Annotated in this window: 20 protein-coding genes and 1 tRNA gene; 6 read left to right on the top strand and 15 right to left on the bottom strand. The window is 68.9% G+C overall.

Annotation, left to right across the window (positions count from 1 at the left end; translation table 11 throughout):
• The first annotated feature begins 11 nt into the window (after positions 1-11).
• The 5 genes from atpD to T8K17_RS02630 all read left to right on the top strand — a co-directional run bounded on the left by atpD (position 12) and on the right by T8K17_RS02630 (position 5,773).
• The gene (atpD, locus tag T8K17_RS02650) at positions 12-1,436 is read left to right on the top strand and encodes a F0F1 ATP synthase subunit beta (protein WP_322332955.1); all 1,425 of its coding nucleotides are present in this window, start codon (positions 12-14) and stop codon (positions 1,434-1,436) included.
• 54 nt (positions 1,437-1,490) lie between these two features.
• Positions 1,491-1,898 (top strand): F0F1 ATP synthase subunit epsilon, encoded by a 408-nt coding sequence (locus tag T8K17_RS02645; protein ID WP_322332954.1) that lies wholly within the window; start codon positions 1,491-1,493, stop codon positions 1,896-1,898.
• A gap of 164 nt (positions 1,899-2,062) precedes the next feature.
• Positions 2,063-5,221: an intermembrane phospholipid transport protein YdbH family protein gene (locus T8K17_RS02640; RefSeq protein WP_322332953.1), complete on the top strand. Its 3,159-nt coding sequence runs from the start codon at positions 2,063-2,065 to the stop codon at positions 5,219-5,221.
• Positions 5,112-5,417 carry a YnbE family lipoprotein gene (locus T8K17_RS02635; RefSeq protein WP_322332952.1) on the top strand — a complete coding sequence of 102 codons (306 nt, stop codon included), beginning with the start codon at positions 5,112-5,114 and terminating at the stop codon, positions 5,415-5,417. The genes T8K17_RS02640 and T8K17_RS02635 overlap by 110 nt, the downstream gene beginning before the upstream one ends.
• Positions 5,414-5,773 (top strand): YdbL family protein, encoded by a 360-nt coding sequence (locus T8K17_RS02630; RefSeq protein WP_322332951.1) that lies wholly within the window; start codon positions 5,414-5,416, stop codon positions 5,771-5,773. The genes T8K17_RS02635 and T8K17_RS02630 overlap by 4 nt, the downstream gene beginning before the upstream one ends.
• A gap of 9 nt (positions 5,774-5,782) precedes the next feature.
• On the opposite strand, the gene T8K17_RS02625 is transcribed toward T8K17_RS02630, so the two are convergent.
• From T8K17_RS02625 to rplU, 15 genes are all read right to left on the bottom strand, one after another.
• On the bottom strand, positions 5,783-7,003 hold the full coding sequence (locus tag T8K17_RS02625) for a hypothetical protein (protein ID WP_322332950.1): 1,221 nt from the start codon (positions 7,001-7,003) through the stop codon (positions 5,783-5,785).
• A gap of 131 nt (positions 7,004-7,134) precedes the next feature.
• Positions 7,135-7,626, bottom strand: coding sequence for an RNA pyrophosphohydrolase (locus tag T8K17_RS02620; RefSeq protein ID WP_322332949.1), 492 nt, complete (start codon positions 7,624-7,626; stop codon positions 7,135-7,137).
• Positions 7,627-7,638: 12 nt separating this feature from the next.
• The gene (locus tag T8K17_RS02615) at positions 7,639-8,757 is read right to left on the bottom strand and encodes a divergent polysaccharide deacetylase family protein (RefSeq protein WP_322332948.1); all 1,119 of its coding nucleotides are present in this window, start codon (positions 8,755-8,757) and stop codon (positions 7,639-7,641) included.
• A gap of 218 nt (positions 8,758-8,975) precedes the next feature.
• Complete coding sequence (locus T8K17_RS02610) at positions 8,976-10,373, bottom strand: S41 family peptidase (RefSeq protein WP_322332947.1); 1,398 nt, start codon at positions 10,371-10,373, stop codon at positions 8,976-8,978.
• A 5-nt stretch (positions 10,374-10,378) separates the two neighbouring features.
• Positions 10,379-11,716: a murein hydrolase activator EnvC family protein gene (locus T8K17_RS02605; protein ID WP_322332946.1), complete on the bottom strand. Its 1,338-nt coding sequence runs from the start codon at positions 11,714-11,716 to the stop codon at positions 10,379-10,381.
• Positions 11,717-11,733: 17 nt separating this feature from the next.
• Positions 11,734-13,293: a 2,3-bisphosphoglycerate-independent phosphoglycerate mutase gene (gpmI, locus tag T8K17_RS02600; protein WP_322332945.1), complete on the bottom strand. Its 1,560-nt coding sequence runs from the start codon at positions 13,291-13,293 to the stop codon at positions 11,734-11,736.
• Between the two features lie 66 nt (positions 13,294-13,359).
• Complete coding sequence (locus tag T8K17_RS02595; RefSeq protein WP_322332944.1) at positions 13,360-13,956, bottom strand: LysE family translocator; 597 nt, start codon at positions 13,954-13,956, stop codon at positions 13,360-13,362.
• A 151-nt stretch (positions 13,957-14,107) separates the two neighbouring features.
• Positions 14,108-14,566 (bottom strand): 23S rRNA (pseudouridine(1915)-N(3))-methyltransferase RlmH, encoded by a 459-nt coding sequence (rlmH, locus tag T8K17_RS02590; protein ID WP_322332943.1) that lies wholly within the window; start codon positions 14,564-14,566, stop codon positions 14,108-14,110.
• Between the two features lie 51 nt (positions 14,567-14,617).
• Entirely contained in the window at positions 14,618-14,989 is a 372-nt protein-coding gene (gene rsfS, locus T8K17_RS02585) for a ribosome silencing factor (protein ID WP_416153164.1), read from the bottom strand.
• Positions 14,990-15,126: 137 nt separating this feature from the next.
• Complete coding sequence (locus T8K17_RS02580) at positions 15,127-15,858, bottom strand: nicotinate-nucleotide adenylyltransferase (protein ID WP_416153163.1); 732 nt, start codon at positions 15,856-15,858, stop codon at positions 15,127-15,129.
• Between the two features lie 30 nt (positions 15,859-15,888).
• Positions 15,889-17,196 carry a glutamate-5-semialdehyde dehydrogenase gene (locus tag T8K17_RS02575; RefSeq protein ID WP_322332942.1) on the bottom strand — a complete coding sequence of 436 codons (1,308 nt, stop codon included), beginning with the start codon at positions 17,194-17,196 and terminating at the stop codon, positions 15,889-15,891.
• Complete coding sequence (gene proB / locus T8K17_RS02570) at positions 17,193-18,383, bottom strand: glutamate 5-kinase (protein WP_322332941.1); 1,191 nt, start codon at positions 18,381-18,383, stop codon at positions 17,193-17,195. Before proB ends, T8K17_RS02575 begins: the two co-directional genes overlap by 4 nt.
• Positions 18,371-19,426 (bottom strand): GTPase ObgE, encoded by a 1,056-nt coding sequence (gene obgE / locus T8K17_RS02565; protein ID WP_322332940.1) that lies wholly within the window; start codon positions 19,424-19,426, stop codon positions 18,371-18,373. The genes proB and obgE overlap by 13 nt, the downstream gene beginning before the upstream one ends.
• A 108-nt stretch (positions 19,427-19,534) precedes the next feature.
• The gene (gene rpmA / locus T8K17_RS02560; protein ID WP_322332939.1) at positions 19,535-19,801 is read right to left on the bottom strand and encodes a 50S ribosomal protein L27; all 267 of its coding nucleotides are present in this window, start codon (positions 19,799-19,801) and stop codon (positions 19,535-19,537) included.
• A gap of 23 nt (positions 19,802-19,824) precedes the next feature.
• Complete coding sequence (gene rplU, locus T8K17_RS02555; RefSeq protein WP_322332938.1) at positions 19,825-20,142, bottom strand: 50S ribosomal protein L21; 318 nt, start codon at positions 20,140-20,142, stop codon at positions 19,825-19,827.
• Positions 20,143-20,445: 303 nt separating this feature from the next.
• Here rplU and T8K17_RS02550 point away from each other — a divergent pair.
• Positions 20,446-20,535, top strand: a tRNA-Ser gene (locus tag T8K17_RS02550).
• Positions 20,536-20,742 lie beyond the last annotated feature (207 nt).

Below are 20,742 nucleotides of genomic sequence, written 5' to 3'. Positions count from 1 at the left end.
GAGCTGAGAGCATGGCGAACAACGCAACCGGCAAAATTCAGCAGGTCATCGGCGCCGTCGTCGACGTGCAGTTCGAAGGCGACCTGCCCGCGATTCTGAACGCCCTGCACACCAAGAACGGCGGTAACACGCTGGTTCTGGAGGTGGCGCAGCACCTGGGCGAGAACACCGTCCGCACGATCGCCATGGACGCGACCGAAGGTCTGGTCCGCGGCGCCCCGGTGGAAGACACCGGCGCCCCGATCACCGTGCCGGTCGGCCCGGAGACCCTGGGTCGCATCCTGAACGTCATCGGCGACCCGGTGGACGAGCGTCCGGCGGTCGAGTCGAAGATGCGCTACCCGATCCACCGTCCGGCCCCGGAATACATCGACCAGTCGACGGAAGCCGAGATCCTGGTCACGGGCATCAAGGTCATCGACCTGCTCGCCCCGTATGCCAAGGGCGGTAAGATCGGCCTGTTCGGCGGCGCCGGCGTGGGCAAGACCGTGCTCATCATGGAGCTGATCAACAACGTCGCGAAGGCGCACGGCGGTTACTCCGTGTTCGCCGGCGTGGGCGAGCGTACCCGCGAGGGCAACGACCTCTATCACGAGATGGTCGAGTCCGGCGTTATCGTCGAGGACGGCCCGGGCTCCAAGGCCGCGCTGGTCTACGGCCAGATGAACGAGCCGCCGGGCGCCCGCGCCCGCGTCGGCCTGACCGGTCTGACCCTGGCCGAGTACTTCCGCGACGAGGAAGGCCAGGACGTGCTGTTCTTCGTGGACAACATCTTCCGCTTCACCCAGGCGGGTTCCGAGGTGTCGGCCCTGCTCGGTCGTATCCCGTCCGCGGTGGGTTATCAGCCGACCCTGTCCACCGACATGGGCCAGCTGCAGGAACGCATCACGACCACCAAGAAGGGCTCGATCACCTCGGTGCAGGCCATTTACGTGCCGGCCGACGACCTGACCGACCCGGCGCCGGCCACGTCCTTCTCGCACCTCGACGCCACGACCGTGTTGAACCGCTCGATCGCCGAGCTGGGCATCTACCCGGCCGTCGACCCGCTCGACTCCACCTCGCGCATGCTCGATGCCCGCATCATCGGCGACGAGCACTACAACGTCGCCCGCCAGGTGCAGGAAGTGCTGCAGCAGTACAAGTCGCTGCAGGACATCATCGCCATTCTGGGCATGGACGAGCTGTCGGAAGAGGACAAGCTCGTCGTGTCCCGGGCCCGCAAGATCCAGCGTTTCCTCAGCCAGCCGTTCCACGTGGCCGAGGTCTTCACCGGTTCGCCGGGCAAGCTGGTCAGCCTCGAAGACACCATCAAGGGCTTCAAGGCCATCGTCGACGGCGAGCATGACGATCTGCCGGAAGCGGCGTTCTACATGGTCGGCGGCATGGACGAGGCCATCGCGAAGGCCAAGAAGATGGCGGCCGAGGCGGCCTGATCGCCGGCTGAGTTGGTTAGGGCGGCCTGACGGCCGGCAACAAAGAGGGATCCCATGGCGGAGACCACGCAGTTCGAACTCGTCTCTCCGGAGCGGCTGGTTCTCAGCCGCGCCGTCGAGATGGTCGTCGTGCCGGGCACCGAGGGTTATTTCGGTGTCCTGCCGCGCCACGCGCCGATGATCTCGACCCTGGATGCGGGCGTGATCGACATCTACGAAGGCGGCTCGATCGTCGAGCGGATCTTCGTCGCCGGCGGCTTTGCCGAGGTGACGGAGGAGCGCTGCACCGTGCTGGCGGAGAACGCCGTGCGGTTCGACGAGATCGATCCGGCCAAGGTCGACAAGGAAATCGCCGATACCCGCGATGTCCTGAAGGACGTCTCGGACACCGGCGAGCGCGAGCGGCTGTTGGCTCGGGTCGAGACCCTCGAGGCGATGGCGCGGGCGAAACGCGCGGCCTGACAGGTACTTACAGCTACGTTTTTCGATGAAGGGTCGTCCGTTGGACGGCCCTTTGTCGTATTGTCATACTTAACGCGTGATTCGCGGGGTCGAGCGAACCACGGCCGGCTCGAAACAGCCGGATCCGTGACTGCGCTCGAACTCCAGGCCCGGGAGGTGTGACGGTGCGGTGGCTCGCCAGGATTCTGCTGGTCGTGCTCCTGATCCTTGCGATCGGGCTGCCGGTGGCGTGGCTGACCCGCGATGCCTGGGCCCCGTCCGTGGCCAAGTGGGGCGTCAACACCTGGGCCTCGGGGCGCGGCAGCGACGGACCGGTCGTCACCGACCTGGGCTTCAGGATCGACTCCGTCTCTCCCGATCGGCTCAGCCTTTCCGCCGTCGCGGTCAACGGCCCTGGCGGCCTGTCGGCCGAGCAGGTGGAGCTCGGCTACGACTGGCGCGACCTGATCAAGGGGGAGGTGCGTTCCGTCACCCTGGACGGCCTCCATCTCACCCTCACCATCGACGAGGACGGGAGCGTCACCCTTGGCCCGCTGGAACCGATCCGGGCGCTCGCGTCCGGTGGCGACGGTGAGGGCGGCACCCCCGCCCCCGTCGTGCGCTTCTCCGACGCAGTGATCGACGTGGAGGGCGTGGCCCGGGGCAGCCTCACGGCGAGCGGCACGCTGGGGGAAAGCGACGGGACGCTCGGCCTCGCCGCCGACGGCTCCGGCGCGGTTGAAGGCGCGGATTGGCGCGCCGAGGGGAGCGGACGGTTCCAGGTCTCCCTGGGCGACGGGGCGACCCGCCTGAACGCGACGCTCACCGAAGCCCGCGTCCGGCGCGGGGACCTGTCCGCCTCCGGCCTGCGCGGCACCGCCTCGGTCAATCTCTCGCCGAGCGGCGACATCGAAGCGATCGCCGACCTGCGGGCCGACAGCGCCGAGGCCGACGGTGTCGCCGTCGCCGTGCCCTCCGCCCATCTCCGCATGGACCCGCTCGGGCTCTCCGCCGTCTTCCGGCTCGGCGACCGCGATGACCCGGACCTCCGTCTCGCGGTTTCGGCCGAGGCGCTGGACGGCCAGCGCCGGCCGGTCACGATCGACCTGAACGCCGAACTGACGACCATCGACCAACTCGTCGCCGCGGCACTGCGTCAGCCGGCGCGGGGCGCGGAAGGCCATATCGAGGGAACCCTGCGCGGCTCCGTTCCCGAGGATCTGAGCGACATCCACAGCGTGTGGGACGGCACGGTCGCCGCCGGCGGCCTCACCGTCGACGCCGTCGCTCCGGATGGCGACGTCCAGGCCCGGATCGGCATCGCCATGGCCGCGGGCACCCTGGCGCTCGAGACCCTGGAGCCGGCGCAGCTCGCCGTCGCCGGCGAGCTGATCCCTGAAGCGCTTGCCGCGCTGATCGGCGAGGGGGTGGTGACCGCCACCCTGGGCGGCGAGGAGAGGGCGTTCCGGCTGACCCTGCGCGACCCCTTCGCCGCACCGACTCTGAGCCTCGGCGGCCCGCTGGGGGCGGCGGTCGACGGCGGGGCGTCGCTCGGGTTCGACGGCGATGCCGGGCTGCAGTTCGCCGAGGACGGCGTGCGCCTCACGGCGGCCACGGGCACGGCGAAGCTGGCGGACATCGTCAGCGGCGACCTGCGGCTGCGCTCGGCCAGCCTGGTGCTCGACAGCCTGAGCGGGGGGGCGGAGGAGATCGCCGGCGAGGGGCTGCTGATCGCCCATCTGGACGCCGGCGACGCGCGGGGCCTTCGGGTCTCCCTGCCGCTGCGCGTCGTCCATGACGGTAACGGGACGGCGGCGTTCCTGGAACGCCAGGGTTCCATCACCGTGCCGCAGCTTCCCAAGTCGACCGGTGTCGCCCTGGCCGAGCCACTGACCCTGCGGCTGCGCGAGTCCGAGCGGCCGGTCCTGCGCAAGGGTTTCGACGATCCGGAGGCCATCCGCCTGGAGCTGCCCCTGGTGATGCCCGCCACCACGGCGACCGTCGACGGCGGCGCTCCCGTCCGGGTGGATCTCGGCGCCGCCACGGGCATGGTGCGGGCCCGGATGGAAGGAAGCCGGGCGGGCGCGGTGCTGCGGGTGACCACACCGAAGGTGGACGTCGCCCCGGCGGACGAGGCGCCGGACGCGCCGGACGGGATCGCGCTTGCCGGCGTGGCGCTGGAGATGCGGGCCTCCACCCTGGGCGACGGACTGACCCTGGACGGTCTCGTGGTGTCCGCCGACCGGATGAGCGATCGGGCCAGGAGTGTGCGCTTCTCGCCCCTGCGGGTGTCGGGAGAGGCAACCCGGACCGCGAACGGCGCGCTGGCCTTCAGCGCCAGTTTCGGCGGGGCGGACGGTGCCTTCGTGCTGGACGCGACGGGCGTGCACAACCTCGCCAAGGGGACCGGCAGAGCCGATATCACCCTGTATCCCCTGGTCTTCGTGCCCGGCGGGCTGCAGCCGGTGGACCTGTCGCCGGCGGCGGCGGCGATCCTGCGCAACGCGTCGGGCAAGGTCTCCCTGGAGGGGACTATCGAATGGCCGGGCCGCGACGTGCCGCCGGACGATCCGCTGACGCTGACCGTGGAGGATCTGTCCTTCACCGGCTCGCTCGGCACGGTCAGCGGCCTGACGGGGGCGGTCGGCCTGTCCTCGATCGATCCGCTGACCACCCTGGACGGCCAGGTGCTCAAAGCCACCGGCATCGACGTCGGCGTGCCCATCGGCGAGCCGAGCGTGACCTTCCATGTCGACCCGGACCTGAACCTGGTGCTGGAACAGGTCACGGCCACTTTCGCCGACGGCCGGGTGCATACCAGCGATGTGACCATCCCCCTGACCTCCGATCAGCCGGTGTCGATGGTGCTGGACGTCGACGGAGTGGATGCAGCCCGACTGGCCGAAGTGACCGAGCTGGACGGGCTGACGGCCTCCGGCTCCCTGACCGGCCGACTGCCCCTGGTCTGGGATTTCGACGAGGGTCTGTCGGTCCGCAATGCCCAATTGTCGGCGACCAATCCCGGCGGGACCGTAAAGTACCGACCGGAATCGCCGCCAGCCGCGTTGCAGGATGCAGGAGAGGAGGTTAGCCTCCTGATGCAGGCCGTGCGGAACCTCGTCTACGAAAAGTTCGATCTCGAGGTGAACGGACGGCCCGGCGAGCCGTTTGACATCAAACTGAGGGTACGCGGTGCCAATCCGGATCTGTTCGACGGGTACCCCGTCGCCCTCAATGTCACTCTTACGGGTCGCCTGGATGAGATGTTCCTCAATGCAAGACGTACACTCGGCCTTTCGGACGTTCTTCGCCGCAAACTCGAAGCCCGCAATGCGGGGGGCTAGGGCTCTTCTGGCCGCCGTGCTCTTCGGAGCGATGGCGGGAGCGTGCACCCCTACGGTTCGGGTGGAGCCGCCGACGGAGCCCATCACAATCAATCTGAACATCAAGATCGAGCAGGAAGTCCGGATCCGGGTCGAGAAGGATCTGGAAGACCTGTTCTCAACGGAAAGCGACCTGTTCGGGGGAAAGAAGCAATGACCGGTCTGAAGCGCGTGATGAGCCGGCGCCTGGTGCTGGGCGCGCTCGTCGGAGCCTTCGTCACCGTCGCCCTGCCGCGCATGAGCTTTGCCCTGGACCTGGCGACGGCCAAGGCCAACGGCTGGGTCGGCGAGCGGCGGGACGGCTATCTCGGGCTGATCGACGGCGCTCCGGCGGAGGCCCGCGCTCTGGTCGACACCATCAATGACGAGCGGCGGCAGGCCTATGCCGGCGTAGCGTCGTCCAACAATGTCCCGGTGAATCAGGTGGAGGCCCTGGCCGGTCAGAAGCTGATCGACCGCGCGGCACCCGGAACCTTCATCATGGACGCCGCGGGACGCTGGATCCGCAAGTAGGGGGCGCGGCTACGCCTCCTCTTCCGGCTCCCCGGCCAGGCGGCGGTTGGCCCGTTCCACCCGAGCCTTGAGCTCGTAGTCGGGGCGGTCGTTTTCCCAGTTGTGCATCTGCTGCACCATCTTCAGACCCGCCGTCTCGAACTTGGTGCTCTTGGTCAGGATGCTGTGCTCCGGATCGAGCTCGCGGATCGGAATGCGCGGCGCATAGCCGGCGATGCGTGTGATCGCCCGCTCCATCGCCCGGTCGCCGCCGATCGCCTCGCGCCCGCGATAGGACTCGCGCCAGAGCTGGATCATGTCGGCCCAGCCGTCCAGCCCGTAGCCCACGTCCCGGCGCAACGCCTCCAGCTGATCGATGGCGCCCTTGTTCTTGTCGAACATGTCGGCGAGCGAGCCGAGCATCCCGTTCAGGATGCCGATGCGTTCGTTGACATAGCCGATGCACTCGTCCGCCGCGGTGATGATCATGCCGACCTGGGGCAGCAGTTCCTCGCGCACCTTGGGCTGGTAGTCGTCGACCTCCTGGCGGAACTGGATGAGATCGGTGTGCTGCAGGTACAGGAAGCCGTTCTGCTTGGGCTCCCCCGGCGCGGTCACGTTGCCGAAGGGGGTGAGCATGCCGACCAGCGGGTCGAGATAGCCTTTAACTTCCTCGACGGTGGATTTGGTGCGCTCGGCGGCGAAGATCATCACCCGCTCGATCAGCAGGTCGAGATCGATCCTGGAGCGGCCCGACTGGCCGCCCATGAGCTCCATGAGGGTCTTGGTATTGGCCCGCATCATCAGCGGGTCGCCCCGCTCGATGCCGCATTCGCGGGTCAGTTCGGCGATGAAGGACAGGCGCACCATGGCCTTGTCCTCGTCGTCCTTGGCCACCAGCCGGCGTGCTTCGGCGACGGTATCGGCGTCCATGCCGTGCTCGGCGTCGCAGCGCAGGCAGGCCTCGCGCATCTTGATCGGGTCCAGGTCGCGGATGGTCTTCGTATGCGCCACCGCCTCGATCATCGCTTCGTCGCGCGGGGTCAGCGGACCGAGCGTGCCGATCTGGTCCCACGGCAGCACGAGAAGCTCGCCGCGGCGCGTGCCCGAGTAGTTCGGGATCACCGCTTCCAGCTGGCGCACGGGGCCGTGGAAATACTCCCGAACGCGGGTATGGGCGAGATCACGGTTATGAAACGTGACCGTCGTCCCCCGACGCTCGAAAGTCTGAGGTTTGTTCTCCGCGCGCATCCCCTCTCCTCCGGCGCTGTCGCGCCGGGACCCTCAAGCCAGTGTCGAAGTCACATGAGCATGAGGACCTTAAGGAAGATTTTACGCGCTGGCGAAAAATTCACAAACAATGCGTGCGAGGCGAAAGGAATTCACGGCAATCGTCGGGCGGTTGCGTCCTCGATCACCGGCCCCAGCTCGGCCATCACCGCTTCGTAGGTGGCGCGTTTGAACGGCACGATCAGCTCGACGACGGTCGCTGCATCGACCCATTTCCAGGCATCGAATTCCGGATGCTCGGTCTGCAGGTCGATATCCTGCGCGATGCCGGTAAACCGGCAGGCGAGCCATTTCTGGGTCTGGCCGCGCCAGTTCTCGCGGATCTTGCCGGGCAGATCGGCGGGAAACTCGTAGTCGATCCAATCCGCCGTCTCGGCGATCAACTCCACCGCCCGGGTGCCGATCTCCTCCTCCAGCTCGCGCAGACCGGCCTCCCGGGGCGTCTCGCCCGGATCGATCCCGCCCTGGGGCATCTGCCAGGCATTCTCCATCCCGATACGCTTGCCGACGAAGACCTTGCCGTCTTCGTTGAACATCACGATCCCCACACAGGGGCGCAGGGGCAGGTCGCTTCGGTCGGTCATGGGGATATCCGGTCAGCGTAAACGTTGGCGGTCGGCGAGGGCGGAGACCGGGGCCAGAACCACGCCCTTGCGCTCCAGCGTCCCGGTCCAGCGCTGGATCCGGTCGATCGACACCGGCAGGGAGCGGGCGATCCCGAGGGCGACCCGCTGTTCCTGGGCGACGGTCTCCAGATCGGCCAGCGCCCGGTCGACCGAGGAGATCGACGGGGTGGCGTCGAGGAACCGGTTGCTGAAGGCGCGCGGGAGCTGGATCGAGGAGGCGAGTTCGGTGGCGATGCTGCGCGACGAGCCGCGGCTGTCCACGAGCATCACCCCGCGCTCCTTCAACCCCTCCAGCACCGGCATCATCGCATCTTCCACCGTGGTGAACTGGGAGCCCATCCAGGTCGACACGCCGACGAAGCCCGGGGATTGTCCCAGCACCCATTCCAGGCGGTTCAGGTTGTCCGCCGTGGACAGGGTGGTCAGCAGGGTCGAGGGGCCGGGATCGTCGCGCGGAAAGTCCAGCGGCTCCAGCGGCAGGTCCATGAAGACCTCGTGCCCGGCGGCCCGCGCCGCCTCCAGCCAGGTATCCAGATCCTCGGCATAGGGCGAGAAGCTCAGGCTGACCGCGCCGGGCAGAAGCTGGATCGCCGCATCGGTCTCGCGCTGGTTGAGCCCGAGATTGGTGACCATGACCGCGACCCAGGGGCGCGTGTCGTCGACATTGAACGGCCGGGCGTAGGTCGACCAGGGCTGCCGGCCGTCCACCGCGACGATCGGCAGGCGCAGGTCGTCGCGCACCTCCATGAGGGCGGGATCGATCGGGGTCAGGGTGACGCCGTCGGCCGGCGCCGCGGGCCGGGCCGGGCCGTCGCCCTGACCCTCCTTGGCCGGCGTGCCGTCTGCGGCCTCGGCCGTGGCCCCATGGCCCTCGGCGGGCTGACCGTGGCCGTCGGTCCCGTCCGCCGGTGCCGCGCCGTGGTCGGCCGTCTCGGCCTTCTGCGGCAGCGCGGAGCTGTTGGGTTCCGGCGTCTCGCCCTCGTTGAGGATGTCCACGGTGAGCTGCGGGCGCTGGATCTCGCGCAGCGACTCGGTGTGTTCGGCATTGACCAGCAGCCAGCCGACCAAGCCGCCGGCGCCGCCGATCACTGCGATGGCGAGGAGAGTGGTCAGGATGGCGGAGGCAACACGTTTCCAACGCCCCTTCTTGCGAGGGGCGGTCTCGTCGTCCAGACCGCGGTCCAGATCGTCGGGTGGCAGCCCACCCGAGTCCGCTTCACTCAGCGGATCGTCCGGATTTCCGGCCCCCCGCCGTTTCTTGAACGGCAGGGGGAGGCGGGGCAGACGGATATTCGGCCGAGGTAGCCTCAATTCACCACGCGGTTCTGGAACAGATGGAAGCCGCGCAGCAGATCGACCGCACGGGCGAGCTGGTAATCCTCAAGCGGGTCTTCGTTCTCCGCCGATGCGGCCTCACCCGGGGTGGGCACATCCGCGGGCGGCTGGGCGGCGGGGGCGTCGCTGTCGTCCGGATTGACCAGCGCACCGCGCAGATCGGCCTCGCGCCGGCGGCGGCCCTCCTCGATCTTCTCGATTTTGGCGAGCTCGACCTTGATGTCCGGCTCGATCCCCTTGGCCTGGATCGACCGGCCCGACGGCGTGTAGTAGCGCGCCGTGGTCAGCCGCATGGCGGCGTTGCCCTGCAGCGGTAGGATGGTCTGCACCGATCCCTTGCCGAAGGACTGGGTGCCGAGAACGATCGCCCGGCGATGGTCCTGCAGCGCGCCGGCGACAATCTCGGAGGCCGAGGCGGAGCCGCCGTTGATCAGCACGACCACCGGCTTGCCGTCGGTGATGTCGCCCGGCGTGGCGTTCACCCGGCTGGCGTTGGACTCCTCGCGGCCGCGGGTCGAGACGATCTCGCCGCGCTCCAGGAAGGCGTCGGTGACGGAAATCGCCTGGTCGAGCAGGCCGCCCGGATTGTTGCGCAGGTCGATCACGAAACCATGCAGCCGGTCGCCGAGCTCTTCCTTGATCTTGGAGACCGATTCCTGAAGGCCGACGGTGGTCTGTTCGTTGAAGGTGGTGATGCGGATATAGCCGATGTCCTGGATGACCCGGCTGCGCACGGATTTGATGGTGATGATCGCCCGGGTGATCTCGACGTCGAACGGCTCTTCCTCGGCGCGGCGGATGGTCAGGGTGATCGGCGTGCCGACCTTGCCGCGCATCTTCTCCACCGCGTCGGACAGGGTCAGGCCGAGCACCGCCTCGCCGTCGAGATGGGTGATGTAGTCGCCCGGCAGCAGCCCGGCTTCCGACGCCGGCGTGTCGTCGATCGGCGACACGACCTTGACGAAGCCGTTCTCCATGGTGACCTCGATGCCGAGGCCGCCGAACTCGCCCTTGGTCTGCACCCGCATGTCCTGGAAGCTCTTGGCGCTCAGGTAGCTGGAATGCGGGTCGAGGGAGGTGAGCATCCCGTTGATCGCCGCCTCGACCAGCTCCTCGTCGCTGACCTCCTCGACGTACTGGGCCCGGACCTTCTCGAACACGTCGCCGAGCAGGCTGAGCTGGCGGTAGGTGTCGGTCGAGTTGGTCTGACTGTGGGTGCCGCCGGTCGCTCCCAGCAGCACGCCTCCGCCGACGGCAAAGGCCAGCGCGGCCGAGACCGCCACGCGACGGACCGCACGGCGGCGCGCCTTGCCGGGGCGGGTCGGGGCGCCGTGATCGGTGCCGGTGTCATCAAGACGGGGTTCGTTCATCCGACTCATCCTTTGGCCTTTTCGGTAAGTCCCGCAAACCACGGTAACGGGTCGATCGGGTCACCATTATGGCGAAGTTCCAGGTATATCTCCGGCGCTGCGTTTCCGGACGCGGCCATCGCGCCCACCGGTTCGCCGGCAAGCACACGGGTTCCGACGCTCAGGTCCACCCGCGCGAGTCCTGCAAGAAGGGTATGATATCCGTCGCCGTGTTCAATGATCAAAATCCGACCAAATCCCTCGAACGGTCCAGCATACAACACGATTCCGTCATGGGGGGCGATAACAAGCGAGCCCGGACGGGTGCGCAGCAGGATGCCCTCCTTGGTCAGTTCCCCGGGCCGTGATTTGCCGTAGCGCTGGACCACGGTTCCCGTGACCGGGGCGAACAGGTGACCGCGGGCGCTCTTCAGGGAAGGGCCGGGGGGCAGGGCAGGAGGCAGGGCGGCGGCCTGGACCGGCGGCTCGACCGGCGCACCGTCGTCGGCGACCGGGGCGGGCGGCGGCTCGCCGCCGTCCTGGGCCGGGGAGGCGGGCCGTTGCGGGCGCAGCTTGGGGGTGACCAGGGCGGCCAGCTTGCGCTGCTCCTCGGCTTCCGCAGCCTCCCGTTTCTCGAGGCTGTCGATCAGTTCGCGCAGGGACCGAGCCGACTCGCTGAGGGCGCGGATCTCCGCGGCGGCGCCGCTGGCGCGGTTGCGCGTTCCCGCCAGCAGCTCACCCTTCTCCGCCGCCAGGGCGGCGAGCTGGGCGCGTTCCGCGTCGAGGTCCTGGGCCGCCAGGGCCAGCCGGTCGCGCTGGGCGCGGATATCGGCTTCCAGGGTCGCCAGGGTATCGAGGTCGCGCCGCAGCTCCGTGGCATCCCCGTTGAGCCGCGGAATGGCGGATTCCAGGAGAATGCCGGTATGGACGGTGTCGAGCGGGGCGCGGCCCACCAGCAGCAGGGTCTCCGGCGGGTGGCGGGCCAGCCGCTGCAGGGCGCCGGTGAGCTGCGACAGTTCCTGGTGCCGCTCCAGCAGACGGCCGCGCTTTTCCTTCACTTCCTGGCGCAGGGTGTCCAGCGTCTGCTCGGCGTCCATCATGTCGCGTTCGGTGCGCTGGGCCCGGGTCGCCGCCGCCGCCATGCCGGCGCGCAGGCGCTCGATCTCCCCGGCCAGGGCGGAGGCCAGCCGGTCGAGCTTGGATCCGGCCTTGCGCTCGCCCTCCAGCGCCTTCTCGATGCGGCGCAGCTCGGCGGTCGGGTCCTCCGCCGTCGCCGTCGTGGCGGTCTGTGCCCTCGCGGCCGGCACCCACGCGCCCAGTCCGGCGGCGAGGCAGGCCGCCGCCAGGATCAGGACGGGCGCCACGGGACGCACCGCGTCGACTACTCGGCTGCCTGGCGGTCGCGCACCAGCATGCAGTCGCCGGTCATGGCGGCCGGCGGCTCTATCCCCATCAGCGACAGCAGGGTGGGGGCGACATCGGCGAGCTTGCCGGTCTTCAGCGACGTCACGTCCTCCGGCGCGCCGACCAGGGTGGTCGGGACCAGGTTGGTCGTGTGCGCGGTGTGCGGCCCGCCGGTCTGCGGGTCGACCATGACCTCGCAGTTGCCGTGGTCGGCGGTCAGGAACATCACGCCGCCTGCCTTCAGCACCGCCTCGGCTACCCGGCCGACGCAGGTGTCCACCGTCTCCACCGCCTTGATCGCCGCCTCCAGGCTGCCGGTATGGCCGACCATGTCCGGGTTGGCGAAGTTGGCGACGATCAGGTCGTAGGTGCCGCCGTCGATGGCCGCGACCAGCTTGTCGCAGAGCTCCGGCGCTGACATTTCCGGCTGCAGGTCGTAGGTCTTCACCTTGGGCGAGGGAACCATGATCCGGTCCTCGCCGTCGAACACCTCCTCGCGCCCGCCGTTCAGGAAGAAGGTGACGTGCGGGTACTTCTCGGTCTCGGCGATGCGGAGCTGGGTCTTGCCCGCCTTGGCGACGACCTCGCCGATCGGGTCGGTCAGGTCCTCCGGCGGGAAGATGGTGACCATCTTCGGGGCCAGGGCGGAGGAGTACTCGACCATGCCGGCGACGATGCAGAGCTTGGGCGTGCGCGGCCGGGCGAAGCCGTCGAAATCCGCATCCACGAACGGGGCCAGGATCTCGCGCGCCCGGTCGGCCCGGAAATTCGCCATGACCAGGGCATCCCCGTCCTGCACCGGCACGCCGCCGGCGATCACGGTGGGGGTGACGAACTCGTCGGTTTCGCCGCGGGCATAGGCGGCGTCCACGGCGGCGACGGCATCGTCGGCGCCGTGCTCGGCTTCGGCGAGGCAGACGGCCTTCCAGGCCTGCTCCACCCGCTCCCAGCGTTTGTCCCGGTCCATGGCGAAGAACCGGCCGCTGACCGAGGCGATGGTCGCCGCCCCGTCGAGATCCTCGATGAAGGCGCGGAGCTGGTCGGCCGCACTCTTCGGCGCGCAGTCGCGCCCGTCTGTGAACACGTGGACCACGACCTTGGCCCCGCCGGCGGCCAGCGCCTTGGCCAGGGCCGCCACGTGGCGCTGGTGGCTGTGCACCCCGCCGGTGGAGACCAGTCCCATCAGGTGGCAGGTGCCGCCCGATTTTTTCAGGGCGTCGATCACCTGGGCGACGGCCGGCTGCTTGGCCAGGCTGCCGTCGGCGATGGCGGCGTTGATCCGCGGCAGGTCCTGCATGACCACCCGGCCGGCGCCGAGATTCATGTGCCCGACCTCTGAATTGCCCATCTGCCCGTCCGGCAGGCCGACGAATTCGCCGGACGCGTTCATCAGCCCGCCCGGCCAGCGGGCGGCGAGCGCGTCCACGTTCGGCGTGTTCGCCAGGGCGACGGCGTTGTCGTTGCGGTCGGTGCGGTGGCCCCAGCCGTCCATGATGCACAGGACGACCGGGCGGGGGGGATGGGATGTCTTGCTCATGGGACGGTTATATAACCTTCCCGGGGGCAAGGTCACGGGCCGCGCGCGTCCTCTTCGCGGCGAATTTCAGATGAAGGCCGCCGCCACCGAGGCCACCAGCAGCACCGCGAAGACGATGTTCACCGCCCGGCCGAGCACCGGATGGCTGAGCCAGCGGGCGAACAGCGAGCCGAAGGCCAGCCAGGTCACGTTCACCAGCACGATCACCGGCGCGAGCGCGGCGATCTTGGCGGCGGCATCGAGCACCGGATCGGCCGGGACCAGGGCATGGGTGGAGTAGACTGCGCCGATGGCGGCGAAGGCCTTGGGATTGGCGATGGCGAGCAGATAGCCGCCGACGAAGCCGGCCGGCCTGGCGCCGGGGTCCCGGTTCAGCCCGCCCACCGGGGCGGTGGCGATCTTCCAGGCGAGATAGAGAATGTAGGCGGCGGCCAGGGCGGTGACGACGGGGACGGCGCCCGGCACCACGAAGATCAGGCCTGAGATGCCGGTGGCGATCAGCAGCAGGACGGTGGCCGTGCCGAGGCAGATCCCGGCGACATAGGGCAGGCTCGCCCGCATGCCGAAGGCGGTGCCCATGGCGGCGGAGCTGAGGGTGGCGGGGCCGGGGCTGCCCATCAGCGGCAGGGCGGCAAGCCAGAGAAGGATCAGGGCGTCGATCATGGCGCCAGTTGAGCGCGGGACGGGGAGGGAGGTCTTGGACGTTTGTGCGCGCTCAGCCGCTGACCTCGCCCTGAGCAGGAGCGCAGCGACGTGTCGAAGGGCCCTTCGACACGCTCCCTGTGGTCGCTGCTCAGGGCGAGGTCCTGGAGGATTAACCCCGATGATACGGGTGCCCCGCCAGGATCCGTTCCGCCCGATAGATCTGCTCGATCAGCATCACCCGGGCCAGCATGTGGGGCCAGGTCTGAGGGCCGAAGGCGAGGGTGAGGTCGGCGCGGTCGCGGATGCTCTGCTCGAGCCCGTCGGCGCCGCCGATCACGAAGCAGATCTCGCCACGCCCCTGGTCGCGCCAGTCGCCGATCCGTCCCGCCAGGGCTTCGCTGGACAATCCCCTGCCACGTTCGTCCATCGCGACCAGCACCGCGCCGTCGGGGATCCGGGCGGCGATCAGGCCGGCTTCCTCGGCCTTGAGGGCATCCCCCTCAAGGCGCTTCTTGGCCTCGACCTCGTGGATCGCCAGCGACCAGGGGAGCCGGTCCGCGTACTCGCGGCACAACGCCTCCATCGGGCCGCGTTTCATGCGGCCCACCGCCACGATCGTGATCTTCACGCTGCCTCCTGTCCGGGTCCGATCCTGGCCGTGCCAGGACCCGGCGGTTGATCAGGCCTGCGCGAAGGTCGGTTCGGCGCCCATATCGGCTCCGCCCTCACCGCCGATGCGGACGGTGCGGCTCGGCGGCGGGGTGGCGCCCCACATCTTCTCCAGCCCGTAGAATTCCCGGACTTCCGGACGGAACAGATGGACGATGATGTCGCCCCCGTCGATCAGCACCCAGTCGCCGCGGGATTGCCCTTCCACGGTGACGCCGTCGACGCCCTGATCCTTCAGTTTTCTGCAGAGGTGGTCGGCCATGGCCGAAACCTGCCGCGATGAGCGGCCCGTGGCGATGATCATGTAATCGCCAATGGCAGACTTTCCGGCCAGATCAATGGCCACAATGTCCTCGGCCTTGTCGTCGTCCAGTGAGGTCATCACCAGCTTCTTCAGGCCGTCTCCCGCTTTGGGAGCGAGTGTGTCGAGTATGGTCGAACTCCTTTTGTCGTCGATCGCGGTCCCGGACCGATCCGGAACCTAGTGTTGCCGTGGGTATGCCGATGGACTGGATGGTTCTAGACGGACCCTCCACCCTTACGCTCGGCCCGGATGCGGGTGGCCGACGCGGCGTGGTGGCGGGTGTGCAGAAACACCCAGGCCGGAGGCCGCCGGTCCGCCAGTCCCCAGGAGTGCCTTTCGGGCACCCGGGCCCTCGCGAAACGTTTGGCGGCTCGGCTCGCCAAAGCCCTTAAAGAATAGGTAGGCCGGTCGAAAACCGCAATGACGGCCGTGTGACAGATCAGCAGCCACCTTTCCCAGCGGTGGAAGCTCGCCAGATTGTCCGCCCCCATAATCCAGACGAACGACATGTAGGGGCAGCGCCGGCGCAGGGCGACCAGCGTGTCGGCGGTGTAATGGGTGCCGAGATACAGCTCGATGTCCTTTACCTTGATCCGCGGGTGCCGGGCGACCGCCTCGGCGGAGGCCAGACGCTCGGCGAAGGGTGCCATGCCGTCGCGCGGCTTCAGCGGATTCTGCGGGCTGACCAGCCACCAGACCTCGTCCAGACTGAGCCGCTTGATCGCCGTCTCGGCCACGTGGCGGTGACCGTCATGGGCCGGGTTGAAGGAGCCGCCCATGAGCCCGACCTTGAGCCGCCGCCGGTCCGCACCGGCCCGGGGCAGCGCCGCCGCCTCGCTCGCCGGCATGCGCAGGGCATGGGGGCGCACCCGGGCGAACAGGGCGGAGCGCGAGGCGCTGGGCAGCCGATCCTTATGCGGGCCGCGAATCGGGGTGAAGAGGGTCATGGGCTGGATCGGATCAGGGCCGGGCCGGTGTCATGGCCGGGTCTGGCCGGTCCCGCGCACCAGATACTTGAAGCTGGTGAGCTGCTCCGCCCCGACCGGGCCGCGCGCGTGCATCCGGCCGGTGGAGATGCCGATCTCGGCGCCGAAGCCGAACTCGCCGCCATCGGCGAACTGGGTGGAGGCGTTGTGCAGCACGATGGCGCTGTCGACCTCGGCCAGGAATTTTTCCGCCGCCGCGTCGTCCTCGGTGACGATGCTGTCGGTGTGGTGCGAGCCGTGCCTGTTGATATGGGCGATGGCGCCGGCCACGCCCTCGACCACGGCGACTGACAGGATGGCATCGAGATATTCGGTGTCCCAGTCGGCATCGCCGGCCGGCTCCATGGCCGGAACGATCGCCCGGGCCGCCGCATCGCCGCGCAGGGCGCAGCCGGCCTCCCGCAGCGCGTCCGCCACCGGCGGCAGAAGCTCGGCGGCAACCTTCCGGTCGACCAGCAGGGTCTCCGCCGCGCCGCAGACCGAGGTCCGGCGCATCTTGGCGTTCACCGCGATGGCCACCGCCTTGTCCTTGTCGGCGCCTGCGTCGAGATAGACATGGCACAGCCCGTCCAGATGGGCGAAGACCGGCACCCGGCTCTCGTTCTGCACCCGCTCGATCAGCGAGCGGCCGCCGCGCGGCACGATCACGTCCACGTATTGCGGCATGGTCAGCAGCTTGCCGACGGCGGCCCGGTCGGTGGTCGGCACCGACTGGATCGCATCCTCGGGCAGGCCGGCCTCGCGCAGCCCCTTGTGCAGGGTGGCGACGATGGCGTTGGAGGAGTGATAGCTCTCCGAGCCGCCGCGCAGGATCGCCGCGTTGCCCGCCTTCAGGCACAGGCTGCCGGCATCGGCGGTCACGTTCGGGCGGCTTTCGTAGATGATGCCGATCACGCCGAGCGGCACCCGGCGGCGCTCGAAGCGAAGCCCGTTGGGACGCTCCCACTCGGCCATGGTAGCACCCACGGGGTCGGGCAGCCCGGCCACGACCTCGAGCCCGGCGGCGATGCCCTCCACCCGGCCGGCGTCCAGCAGCAGCCGGTCGACCATGCTGTCGCGCAACCCCTTCTCGCGGGCGGCGGCGATGTCCCTGGCATTGGCGGCGAGGATGGCCGGCGTGTCGGCGCGCAGGGCGGCAGCGGCGGCGCGCAGGGCCCGTTCCTTCTGCTCGGCCGGGGCCTGGGCCAGGATCGCCGCGGCGGCACGGGCGCGCTTGCCGATATCCAGCATGATCGCGTCGATATCGCCGCCGGCGGTCTGTGCCGTCGCGGCGACGGGCGTGTCTTCCACCAGGCTCATCGCGCCTCTTCCTCCTCGACGGCGCGGCCGTCGGCCAGCACCAGATCGTCTCTGTGGACGATTTCGTCGCGGCCACGGTAGCCGAGGGCGGCCTCGATTTCACGGGATTTGAGCCCGGCGATCTGCCGCGCGTCGTCGGAGGCATAGGCCACCAGCCCGCGCCCGCGGATCACCCGGTCGGGCCCGTGCAGGGTCACCAGGTCGCCGCGCTCGAAGGTGCCGATCACCTCGGTCACCCCGGCGGGCAGCAGGCTCTTGCCGGCGTTCAGCGCCCGGATGGCCCCGCCATCGACGATGAGCTGGCCGCGCGGTGCCAGCGAACTGGCGATCCAGCGCTTGCGGGCGGTCAGCGGCGAGGCGCCGGCATGGAACCAGGTGCAGCGGCCGCCGTCGATGATGCGGCGGATCGGGTGGGTGTCGCGGCCGTTGGCGATCACCATCCGGCAACCGGCGGCGCCGGCGATCTTGGCCGCGGCGAGCTTGGTCACCATGCCGCCCGACGCGTAGCCGCTGCCGGCGGCCCCGGCCATCGCCTCGATCTCCGAGGTCACCCCCTCCACGTCGGAGATGTGGCGGGCCTCCGGATCGCGGCGCGGGTCGGCGGTGTACAGCCCGTCGATGTCAGAGAGCAGGATCAGCGTATCGGCGCTGGCCATCTGGGCGACGCGGGCGCCGAGCCGGTCGTTGTCGCCGAAGCGGATTTCCGCCGTCGCGACCGTGTCGTTCTCGTTGATCACCGGCACGGCGCCGAGGGCGAGCAGGGTGTTGATGGTGGCCCGCGCGTTCAGGTGGCGGCGGCGCTGCTCGGTGTCGTCGGGCGAGAGCAGGATCTGCGCCACGGTCAGGTGGTGGCGGGCCAGCGCCTCCTGATAGGCATGGGCCAGCAGGATCTGGCCGGTGGCGGCGGCGGCCTGCTTCTCTTCCAGCTTCGGGCGGACCTGGTCGATGCCCAGGTGCCGGCGCCCCAGGGCGATGGCGCCGGAGGAGACCACCAGCACCTCGACCCCGGCCCGGCGCAGCTCGGCCACATCGTCGGCCAGGGCGTCGAGCCAGGCGCGGCGCAGGGCGCCGGTCTCCTCGTCCACCAGCAGGGCCGAGCCGATCTTGATCACCAGCCGGCGGGAGTCGTCGATGCGGTGGGCCGCGCCGGCGGGCGCGGTGTCGCTCCTGGCGGTCAGGGTGTCCATACGGGCTCCCCTTCCTCCCGCTCGGCGTTCTCCTCTTCGGCCTGACGCGCGTCGGCGGCGGCATGGATGTAATCGTTCAGACGGCCAAGCGCCTGGCGCACGTTCAGGCCGGAGGCGGCCGACAGCGCCATGGGTCGCTGTCCGGTCTCTTCCTCGAACAGGTCCTGCAGCGCCTCGATGTCCTCGTCGGTCATCGCATCGGCCTTGCTCAAGGCCAGCACCTCCGGCTTGGTCTCCAGCTCGCCGCCATAGGCTGCCAGCTCCTCGCGCACGGTCTCCCAGGCCGCCATCGGATCCTCGCCGGTGGCGTCGACCAGGTGGAGCAGGGCGCCGCAGCGCTCGATATGACCCAGGAACCGGTCGCCGAGGCCGGCCCCTTCATGGGCGCCCTCGATCAGGCCTGGGATGTCGGCCAGCACGAATTCCTCGTCGCCGATGCTGACCACGCCCAGGCCGGGATGCAGGGTGGTGAACGGATAGTCGGCGACCTTCGGCCGGGCGGCGGTCACGGCGGACAGGAAGGTGGACTTGCCGGCATTGGGCAGGCCGACCAGTCCGGCATCGGCGATCAGCTTCAGCCGCAGCCAGATCCACATCTCCTGACCGGGCCAGCCCGGCGTGGTCTTGCGCGGCGCCCGGTTGGTCGAGGATTTGAAGCGGGCGTTGCCGAAGCCGCCGTCGCCGCCATTGGCGAGGGTCACCCGCTGGCCGATCTCGGTCATGTCGGCGAGCAGGGTCTCGTAGTCCTCGTCCCAGACCTGGGTGCCCAGGGGAACGCGCAGCACGATGTCCTTGCCGCCGGCGCCGCTCATGTCGCGGCCCATGCCGGGGCGGCCGTTCTCGGCCTTGAAATGCTGCTGGTAGCGGAAATCGATCAGGGTGTTGAGGGCGGCCACGCATTCGACGATCACGTCGCCGCCGCGCCCGCCGTCGCCGCCGTTCGGCCCGCCGAACTCGATGAAGGCCTCGCGGCGGAAGCTCAGGCAGCCGTTGCCGCCGCTGCCGCTGCGCACAAAGACCTTGGCTTGGTCGAGGAACTTCACGTCACGTCCTCCGCGATCCCCCGCAGAGCAGCTATCCTGCGCGCGGGTACGAAAAAAGGGAACGGCGAACCGTTCCCTTCGATGCCGCTCCCGGTTGTCGGGGCGGCTTTACTCGGCCGGCGCCTCGGCGGCAGCGACACCGATATAGGTGCGGCCGCGCGTGTGGCGGAACTCCACCGTGCCTTCGACCTTGGCGAAGATCGTGTGATCCTTGCCCATGCCGACATTCACGCCCGGATGGAACTTGGTGCCGCGCTGGCGGACCAGGATGTTCCCCGGAATGACGGACTCGCCGCCGAACTTCTTCACGCCCAGGCGGCGACCCTCGGAGTCGCGGCCGTTACGGGAGCTACCACCTGCCTTTTTATGGGCCATGGATCTACTCTCCTCTAGCTCGGTTAGGCGCCGGCACTGATGCCGGTCACGCGCAGAACGGTGATGTTCTGACGATGACCGCGGGTGCGGCGATGATTCTTGCGACGCTTCTTCTTGAAGATCATGACCTTGGGACCCTTACGCTGGTCCAAGACCTCGAAGGCAACGGAAGCACCGGCCACCAGGGGGGCGCCGACGGTCAGATTGGCGTCGTCGCCGACCATCAGAACCTGGTCGATCTCGACCGTGGCACCCGCCTCGGCGTCGAGCTTTTCGACCTTGATCACGTCCCCGGAGGCGACCTTGTACTGCTTGCCGCCGGTTTTAACGACTGCGAACATCGGCTCGATCCTGGCAAAACTAGTGGGCGCGCCGCCTGTCGGCACGCAACGGAGCGCGCACTATACGTATGGCGCTTTGCATGTCAACACGAAGTCGGCACGGGGACTCGGAATGGGAGAGTCCGGCGCCCTCCACGCCGCCCCGGCCCGGTATCGGCAGGTGCCGTACTCCTGTCCGCCGGCCAAGGCATCGGCGGTGCGCGAGATTAGTCCGGACGGTTTCGGCAAGAAAGCCCGCATCGCGTGCTTGCATCGGGCGGCGGCTTTGACTAGGTTCCCGGCCTGCTCCTGAACGAGCCTTATGGAGAGGTGCCGGAGTGGTTGAACGGGACGGTCTCGAAAACCGTTGTGGGTGTAAGCTCACCGAGGGTTCGAATCCCTCTCTCTCCGCCAATTCCCTTTGAAATATCGAAATATATTTTCTGGTTGGGCGTCCATTCCCATTATGGCTCCCCGATGCGATAAGCGCTCGGAGCTTGAGCGCCCCAAATACCTACGACGCCTCCTGACCCAAAGCCGTCATTGAGCCTCACTGGACCATCCGACCCAGAGCGGTCGTTCCGAAGCACTGTTACTCACACCTCAAAGTGGACGTTCGGG

Origin of the sequence: Thalassobaculum sp. OXR-137 (genome assembly GCF_034377285.1) — a bacterium.
Lineage (GTDB): Bacteria > Pseudomonadota > Alphaproteobacteria > Thalassobaculales > Thalassobaculaceae > Thalassobaculum.
This window is presented reverse-complemented; position numbering and strand designations above follow the sequence as displayed.